Source organism: Dietzia sp. B44, from assembly GCF_014145245.1.
GTDB classification, from domain to species: domain Bacteria; phylum Actinomycetota; class Actinomycetes; order Mycobacteriales; family Mycobacteriaceae; genus Dietzia; species Dietzia natronolimnaea.
Genome location: NZ_JAALEF010000342.1, coordinates 1 through 8,017 on the forward strand (window position 1 = coordinate 1; position 8,017 = coordinate 8,017).

Genomic DNA, 8,017 nt, shown 5'->3' on the forward strand with positions numbered 1-8,017 from the left:
GTCCTGCCGCGGCGGCTGACCGCGGGTGAGGTGGTGGCCATGGCGACCGATCCCGACGCGTTCACCGATCGCCTCCGCCGACCGGTGCCGTTCCGGCCCGACCGCTTCGCCCGTCGCGGAACGCGGTTCCACCTGTGGCTGGAACACCGCTTCGGGGCCACCCACCTGCTGGACATCGACGATCTCCCCGGCGCCGGGGACCATGGCGCGGTCGACGGTGTGTCGGAGTCGGACCTCACGGCGTTGCAGCAGGCCTTCGAATCGTCGCGATGGGCCCGACAGACACCCGAGGCGGTGGAGGTGCCGTTCGAGGTCGGACTCGGGGAGCATCTGCTGCGTGGCCGCATGGACGCGGTGTTCGCGGACGGGGACGACTGGATCGTCGTCGACTGGAAGACCGGGCGGGTCCCTGGCCCCGGGGAGATGCCCGCGGTCTCGCTCCAGTTGGCGGTCTACCGCTACGCGTGGGCGAGAGTCGTCTCCGCCAGGCTCGGACGACCGGTCGAACTCCACAGGGTCCGGGCCGCCTTCCACTACGTCCGCGCCGGGAGGACCGTCGAACCGGCCGATCTCCCCGACGCGGAGGAGCTGCTCCGACTCCTCTCCACCGGACCGGGGAGAGGCCGGTTGTTGTCCGACGGTGACCGATAGGCCACGATGGTCCCGGTGACCCCGATGATCGACGGCGGTCCCGTCCCGGAACGGAGCTGCCGATGGTGAGGAAGCGCGCACTCGCGTCCCGTGTCCGCAGCAGCGACCCCTTGGACGAGAGCCCCGACCACATCCTCGTGGGCGTGGTGAGCATCCCCGCGAACGCCGAGAGCCCGTGGCGGCTCATCGGCAAGCGCGTCCTGATGGCCGTGCTCACGCTGGCCCTGGCGGCCCTCGTGGTGTATCTCGATCAGGAGGGGTATGAAGGCGGCGGTGGGGCCGACGGCCGGATCACGGTCGTCGACGCCTTCTACTACGCCACCGTCTCCCTCTCGACCACGGGTTACGGGGACATCTCCCCGATCACCCAGCAGGCGCGGCTGCTGAACGCCATTCTGATCACGCCGCTGCGCGTGCTCTTCCTGATCCTGCTCGTCGGTACCACCCTGTCGGTGCTCACCGAGCAGTCCCGTCAGGCCCTCAGGATCCAGCGTTGGAGGAACCTCGTGCGTAACCACACCGTCGTCGTCGGCTACGGCACCAAGGGCAGGTCGGCCGTCGCGGCGATGCTCGCCGACGAGATCGCCCCCGACGACATCGTCGTGGTCGACACCGACCCCCAGGCGCTGAGGTCCGCGGCCGCCCGCGGACTGGTCACCGTCCAGGGCTCGGCCACCCGGTCGGACGTCCTCAAGCTCGCGGGCGTCACCCGCGCCGCGGCCGTGGTGGTGGCGACCAACTCCGACGACACCGCGGTGCTGGTCACGCTGACCGCGCGCGAGCTGGCACCCAACGCCAAGATCGTCGCCACCGTTCGTGAGTCGGATAACAAGCATCTGCTGAAGCAGTCGGGCGCGGACTCCGTGGTGGTCTCCGCCGAGACGGCCGGGCGCCTGCTCGGCCTGGCGACCATCACCCCGACCGTCGTGGGGATGATGGAGGACCTGCTGACCCCCGACGAGGGGTTCTCCATCGCCGAACGGCGCGTGGAGGAGTCCGAGGTCGGCGGCTCGCCGCGCCATCTGGCCGAGCTCGTCCTGGGAGTGGTCCGCAAGGGTCAGCTGATCAAGGTCAACGAACCCGAGGCGGACGCCCTGGAGACCGGGGACCGCCTGCTCTACATCAAGATGGTCTCGGGCTGAGACCAGGGCCGGCGACGCGGGCGGTCCGGGTGGCCGCGGCGTCCGCCGGGCTGGCACGCTGACCGCTCCCTCAAGATCTGCGAGAAGGAACCCCGACCATGCCGCTGGACTTCAGCCTCGACTCCGACCCCGTGCTGTCCGTCGCCGCGCCCGACCGGGCCGCGCCGCTCAGGCAGGACGTCGACGGTCTGTCGCGGGGATGGGCCACCGCGCGGGTGCTGCGGGTCGACCGCCGCAACCGGTTCGCCACGGACCCGGCGGCCGGGGGCCGTCGACGCATCCGGTTGGAACCCGCGTCGGACCACGCCGAGGAGCTGCCGGAGACCGCGGTGTTCCTCGGGCGTACGGACGAGGGGCGCCACATCTGGGCCCTGCCCGTGGAGGAGCTGCCCGATGACCCGGCGGTGGCGTCACTCCGGGTGACCGGAGCGGACCTGGTCGAGGGCGACGGCTCACTGGCCTCGCAGGCCCTCGCCCTGCTCGGCTGGCACCGGGACACCGTGCGGGGCCGGGAACCGCAGCACCATCCGCGCCGCGTGGACGCGGGCTGGGCCATCGAGGACCCGTTCCACGGAGGACCCGAGTACCCACGCACGGACCCGGCCGTGATCTGCCTGGTCCACGACGGTGGGCGCCGGGTGCTCCTGGCACGTCAACCGGTCTGGCCGGCCGGGATGTACTCCCACGTCGCCGGATTCGTGGAGGCGGGGGAGTCCCTGGAGGGTTGTGTCCGGCGCGAGGTGAAGGAGGAGGTCGGCGTGGAGGTCGACCGGGTCCGCTACCTCGGCAGCCAACCCTGGCCGTTCCCCCGCTCACTGATGGTGGGTTTCCACGCGGTCGGGGACCCGGACGCGCCGATCGTGCTCGAGGACGAGGAGATCAGTGAGGCCGCCTGGTTCGACGTCGACGAGGTCCGCGCCGCGCTCGACGGACGGGGCGACCTCATGGTGGCCCCACCGGTATCGATCGCCCACGTGATGCTCCGGTCGTGGGTCGCCGCGGTGGACCGTTAGGTGTGATGTCCAGGGAGGTTGGTCAGTCGGGTGACCGGTGGCCTTCCTCCGAGGGCGGAGTGGGCTCGATGCTGATTGTAGAAGTGCAACCACTGAGGTAGTCGCTCGTTGCGGGCGTCGGTGGACTCGTAGAAGCGGGCGTAGGCCCAGCCGTCGGCCAGGGTGCGGTGGAAACGTTCGATCTTGCCGTTGGTCTGTGGCCGGTATGGGCGGGTGCGCTTGTGCACGATCCCCAAGCTTGTGCAGGCGCCGCGCCAGGCGTGGGATCTGTAGGCCGAACCGTTGTCGGAGAGCACCCGCTCGACCGTGACCCCTCGGTCGGCGAACCAGGCCGCCGCGCGTTCAAGCACCCCGATGGCCGTGGCGGCTTTCTCGTCGGCGTGGATCTCGGCGTACGCCACCCGTGAGTGGTCATCGATGACGGTGTGCACGAACGCGGTGCCCAGACGGGGGCCGCGCACGCGACCTTTGCGTCGATCGGTATCTGTTGCTGCGCGATTGCGTAGCCCCTGCTGTTTGCCGACGTAACGCCAACCGCCGCCATCGGGGATGTTGCCGAATTTGGTCACATCAACGTGGATCAGGGAGCCGGGCCGGTCGTGTTCGTAGCGGCGCAGTGGCTCGCCGGTGACGCGGTCGATGCGCGAGAGTCGGTTGATTCGACACCGTACGAGCACGGCGTGCACGGTGGAGGCGGCGATCCCCAGACGGCCAGCGATCTGGATCGGCCCGAGTCGGTGTCTCCAGCGCAGTCGCACGATCTTGCGGACCATCACTGGGCAAGTGCGGTTCGGGCTCGTGCGGGGCCGTGAGCTGCGATCGGGCATGCCGGCCGGGCCCTGGGCGCGGTAGCGGTCGGCCCATTTCTTGGCGGTTCGGGGTGCGACCATGAACATTGTGGCCGCGGCGGAGTAGGTCCACCCGTCGTCGACGATCAGTCTTGCCAGCCGCAAACGGGTACGTGGGGTCAGGGTCGCGTTAGCGTGGGACACGAAGGCCTCCGGTCGGTGAAGCGTTGAACTAGACAGCTCCACTTCACAACCGGAGGCCTTCACCTGTCAGCTGAACTCACCATCGCGAATCGGGACAACCTCCCTGGACATCACAGTTAGGCGTCCGCGAGCTCGGCGAGCTTGGCCCGCACCTGGGAGGCCGGGGGGTTGGTGGCGGTGGTGCCGTCCGAGTACAGCGCCGTCGGGACGACACGGTTGCCGCCGTTGACGCTCTCGACGAACGCCGCGGCCTCGGCGTCGGCGTCCACGTCGATCTCCGTGTAACCGATCTCCTTCTCGTCCAGCAGCTTCTTGAGCCGGGTACAGAAGGGGCACCACGTGGTGGTGTAGAGGGTCAGGGCCTCGGCATCGTTCGTGAGATCGCTCATGACGGGGTCCAACGCTCGGAGACCGGGGAATCATCCCGGGGGAGGCCCACGGCGATGTGTCGGGGCCGGATGCCACCATGGTGGCGTGGATGACGTGCGGCGTGACCGGGACTCGGCCCTCGACGGACTGGACCCCCAGCAGCGGCGGGCAGTCCTGGCGCCCCGCGGACCCGTCTGCATCCTCGCGGGTGCGGGGACCGGCAAGACGCGCACCATCACCCGGCGCATCGCCCACCTGGTGACCACCGGACACGTCCGTGGGGACCAGGTCCTGGCCGTCACGTTCACCGCCCGCGCGGCAGGGGAACTGCGCATGCGGCTCGCCGGGCTGGGCGTGGCGGACGCGGGGACGGGGCCGGTCCAGGCGCGGACCTTCCACTCTGCGGCCCTGCGCAACCTCTCCTACTTCTGGCCGCGGGTCTACGGCGAGGAACCCTGGCAGCTGCTCGACGGACAGTTCCGGGCGGTCGCGCAGGCGGTCCGCCGGGTGGGGCTGGATCCCTCCACGGAGACGATCCGGGACGTCCTCACCGAGATCGGCTGGGCCAAGTCCAGTCTGCTCACCCCCGACACGTACGCCGAGCGGGCGGTCGCACTCAGTCGTGACCTCCCGGCCCCCGCCCCGGAGGTGGCGCGGGCGTTCCGGGCGTACGAGGATCTCAAGGTGTCGGGCCCGGTCCGCATGCTCGACTTCGACGATCTGCTGGGACACATGGCGGAACTGGTGGAGGAGGTCCCGGCGATCGCGGAGGAGTTCCGGGACCGCTACCGGTGCTTCGTGGTGGACGAGTTCCAGGACGTCACCCCCGCCCAGCAGCGCCTGCTGTCGGCCTGGCTCGGTCGGCGCGACGACCTCACCGTGGTGGGCGACGTCAACCAGACCATCTACTCCTTCGCCGGGGCCGATCCGGACTATCTGCTCGGATTCGCCGAGCGCTACCCGGAGGCGACCGTCGTCCGCCTGGAGTCGGACTACCGGTCCACCCCGCAGGTGGTCGACCTGGCCAACGCGGTGATCGGGGCCGGCGCGGGGCGGTTCCGATCAGCCGGTCTCACCCTCCGAGGAATGCGTCCGGCGGGGCCCGACCCCGTCCTCACCGAGTATCCGGACGAGGACGCGGAGGCGGAGGCGGTCGCCGGGGCGATCGCCGATCTGGTCCACGGTGGGCTCGACCCCTCGGAGGTCGCGGTCCTCTACCGCGTCAATGCGCAGTCGGAGCGCATCGAGGCCGCGCTGGACGAGGTGGGGATCGGTTATCGGCTCAAGGGTGGGGAGGGCTTCTTCGACCGGACGGTGATCAGGCGCGCGATGTCGGCGATCGACAGACTGGTCGACGGCACCGACGAGGCGGTCACGGAGGAGCACTCCGCGCTCACCGACCCCACCGACGTCGCGCGGGTGATCCGGGCGTCACTGGAACCGTTGGGTCTCACGGCCGCCGAGCCGTCGGGCGCCCAGGCCCGGGAGAAGTGGGAGTCGCTGACCGCGCTGATGGGCCTCGTGGAGGAGATCGCCACCACCGAGGACCGCCCCGGACTACTCCCGGTGGTCGCCGGTCTGAGAGCCCGCGCCGCCGCGAGGCACGCCCCTGACCAGCGCGGGGTGACCCTGGCGTCGTTCCACGCCGCCAAGGGGCTCGAATGGGATGCGGTGTTCCTCCTCGGGGTGCACGAGGGCAGCCTGCCCATCAGTCACGCGATCAAGGCCGGGCCGGACGCCATCGAGGAGGAGCGGCGACTGCTGTACGTGGGGGTCACCCGGGCACGGGAGCACCTGTCCGTCTCGTGGAGCCGCAGCCGACGGGCCGGGGGCCGCGCCACTCGCCGTCCCAGCCGCTTCCTCGACCCGGTCCGCCCGGCACCGGCGCCCGGGGGAAGCCGCCAGACGTCCGACTCCCCGGACAAGGGGCGTTGTCGCGGATGCGGGGAGCGGCTCACCGGGCCGATGCACCGGGCGCTGGGATCGTGCCCCGACTGCTCGGTGGAGGTCGACACCGGGTTGTTCGAGCGGCTGCGCGACTGGCGCAGGGAGACGTCGGAACGCATCGGCAAGCCCGCGTACACGGTGTTCACCAACGACACTCTCGTGCAGATCGCCCGCGAGCGTCCCGCGGACACCCGGGCGCTCGGGCGCATCGGCGGGATCGGGGCGCACAAGCTCGGCGAGTACGGGGACGATGTCCTCCGCCTGGTCAGGGAGGGCTGATCCCGGCCGGTCCGGTGTGGCTCACTCCTCGTCGGGGAAGATCTCCGGCATCCAGCGATGGACGATCTGCCGGTACGGGGCGGTCGCCTCGAGCTGGCACAGCATGCCCACCGAGGCCGAGAGCACCCGGTGGATGAGGACGTACTCGCGGGGAAGCGTGAAGGACCGCGAGGTCCGGAACTCACGGCCGGAGACGTCCCCGTACACCGCCATGATCCCCTGCATCCACTTGCGGTCGAAGTGGAACTCGGGCTTGCGCATCGGCTCGATGAAGGGCCCGAGGAAGGCCATCGCGTCCGCGGGGTCCAACCCGCCCCGGCCCACGTACCCGGAGCGCGTCATGAGGGCGAGCAGCTCCTCGGACTCCCCGGCCAGCGCGAGCCGCATCATCGAGGTGAGGACCGCGGGCATGCCGTCCGGTAGCGGGAGTGACGCCCCGAAGTCCAGCACCACCATCCGACCGTCGTCCGCGAGGAGGAAGTTGCCGGGGTGCGGGTCGCCGTGCATCATCCGCGCGCGGGCGGGGGAACAGAATTGGAACTCCGCCAGCAGTCCACCGGCCCGGTCGCGCTCCTCCTGGGTCCCGCTCGCGGCGATCCGGCCGAGCGTGCGGCCCTCGGCCCACTCGGTGACCAGGACCTTCGGGGCGGAGGCGAGCACGGCGGGGACGCGGATCAGCGGGTCGTCGCGGAACGCGGCGGCGAACACCCGCTGCGTGTCGGCCTCCCCCCGGTAGTCCAGTTCGGCCACGGCGCTGTCGTACAACTCGTCGATGACCCCTTTGACGTCGGTGCCGGGGTTGAGGGGCCGCAGGAGCGGGGAGAGACGTCGGAGCTGACGGAGGTCCGACCGCAACGCCTCGTCGGCCCCGGGGTACTGGATCTTCACCGCCACCTCCCGACCGTCCGACCAGACCGCGCGGTGCACCTGCCCGATCGAGGCCGCGGCGGCCGCGGAGGTGTTGAACTCGGCGAACCGCTCCCGCCACCGCAGGCCGAGTTGGGTGTCGAGGACCTGCTCGACCTCGGCGGGGGGCAGCGGCGGAGCCTCGGCCTGGAGCTTGGTGAGCGCCTCGCGGAACGGGCCCGCGTACTTGTCGGGCATCCCGGCCTCGAACACGCTGAGAGCCTGACCCACCTTCATCGCCCCGCCCTTGAGCTCTCCGAGCACGGCGAAGACCTGTTCGGCCGCCTGGTCGGCCAGCTCCTCGGTCAGTACGCCCTCGCCCTTGCCCAGAGCTCGACGTCCCAGCGACCCGGCGGCTCGTCCGGCGATTCCCAGGGGCAGGCCTGCGAGGCGCGCTGCTCGGCGGGATGAGGTGCGGGGGAGATCGGCCACGCCTCCAATCATGACAGAGGATGCCGATATGTCGCCGCGCCGCAGGTACAGCGATCGGAGGACGGCCATTCGAGCCTTCTCCACAGCCCCTCGGCGGGATTGATCTCGACGGACGCCCCGATGGTCTGGAGGGGGCGGTCGGCCTCACGGCTGGCGGAGACCTCGGCGAGGACCAGGGCGGCTGCCGCCGTGAGCGCGGGCACTCCGGCCGAGGGGGATCGGCCGACGAGCTGGGCGGCGACGAACGGCCACCGCGGGTCACGTCCGGCGCGGAACAGGTCCACGA

Annotated in this window: 7 protein-coding genes and 1 pseudogene; 4 read left to right on the forward strand and 4 right to left on the reverse strand. The window is 70.9% G+C overall.

The annotated features are described in order from the left end of the window. The 3 genes from G6017_RS11495 to nudC all read left to right on the forward strand — a co-directional run. Window positions 1-651 (forward strand): PD-(D/E)XK nuclease family protein (locus G6017_RS11495; protein WP_182617447.1); only part of this gene is annotated, 651 nt, incomplete at its 5' end. Window positions 652-713: 62 nt separating this feature from the next. Next, window positions 714-1,793, forward strand: a complete 1,080-nt coding sequence (locus tag G6017_RS11500; protein WP_179524802.1) for a potassium channel family protein — start codon at window positions 714-716, stop codon at window positions 1,791-1,793. Between the two features lie 98 nt (window positions 1,794-1,891). After that, window positions 1,892-2,806, forward strand: a complete 915-nt coding sequence (nudC, locus tag G6017_RS11505; RefSeq protein WP_179524803.1) for an NAD(+) diphosphatase — start codon at window positions 1,892-1,894, stop codon at window positions 2,804-2,806. Here nudC and G6017_RS11510 read toward each other — a convergent pair. Both G6017_RS11510 and G6017_RS11515 read right to left on the reverse strand, forming a co-directional pair. Next, window positions 2,803-3,798: an IS481 family transposase gene (locus G6017_RS11510; RefSeq protein ID WP_182617449.1), complete on the reverse strand. Its 996-nt coding sequence runs from the start codon at window positions 3,796-3,798 to the stop codon at window positions 2,803-2,805. The genes nudC and G6017_RS11510 overlap by 4 nt on opposite strands. A 116-nt stretch (window positions 3,799-3,914) precedes the next feature. After that, the gene (locus tag G6017_RS11515) at window positions 3,915-4,187 is read right to left on the reverse strand and encodes a mycoredoxin (protein WP_179524804.1); all 273 of its coding nucleotides are present in this window, start codon (window positions 4,185-4,187) and stop codon (window positions 3,915-3,917) included. A gap of 85 nt (window positions 4,188-4,272) precedes the next feature. On the opposite strand from G6017_RS11515, the gene G6017_RS11520 reads away from it, so the two are divergent. Further along, the gene (locus G6017_RS11520; RefSeq protein ID WP_338404176.1) at window positions 4,273-6,393 is read left to right on the forward strand and encodes an ATP-dependent DNA helicase UvrD2; all 2,121 of its coding nucleotides are present in this window, start codon (window positions 4,273-4,275) and stop codon (window positions 6,391-6,393) included. A gap of 21 nt (window positions 6,394-6,414) precedes the next feature. On the opposite strand, the gene G6017_RS11525 is transcribed toward G6017_RS11520, so the two are convergent. Next, a complete protein-coding gene (locus G6017_RS11525) occupies window positions 6,415-7,731 on the reverse strand; it encodes an AarF/UbiB family protein (RefSeq protein ID WP_182617451.1) in 1,317 nt (438 codons plus the stop codon). 8 nt (window positions 7,732-7,739) lie between these two features. Further along, window positions 7,740-8,017 (reverse strand): annotated as a pseudogene (locus G6017_RS11530) (hypothetical protein); the annotation flags it as partial.

Excerpts from the sequence above, each read along its gene's own strand:
- G6017_RS11515 (WP_179524804.1), bottom strand. The coding sequence starts at position 4,187 with ATGAGCGATCTCACGAACGATGCCGAGGCCCTGACCCTCTACACCACC.
- nudC (WP_179524803.1), top strand. The coding sequence starts at position 1,892 with ATGCCGCTGGACTTCAGCCTCGACTCCGACCCCGTGCTGTCCGTCGCC.
- G6017_RS11500 (WP_179524802.1), top strand. The coding sequence starts at position 714 with ATGGTGAGGAAGCGCGCACTCGCGTCCCGTGTCCGCAGCAGCGACCCC.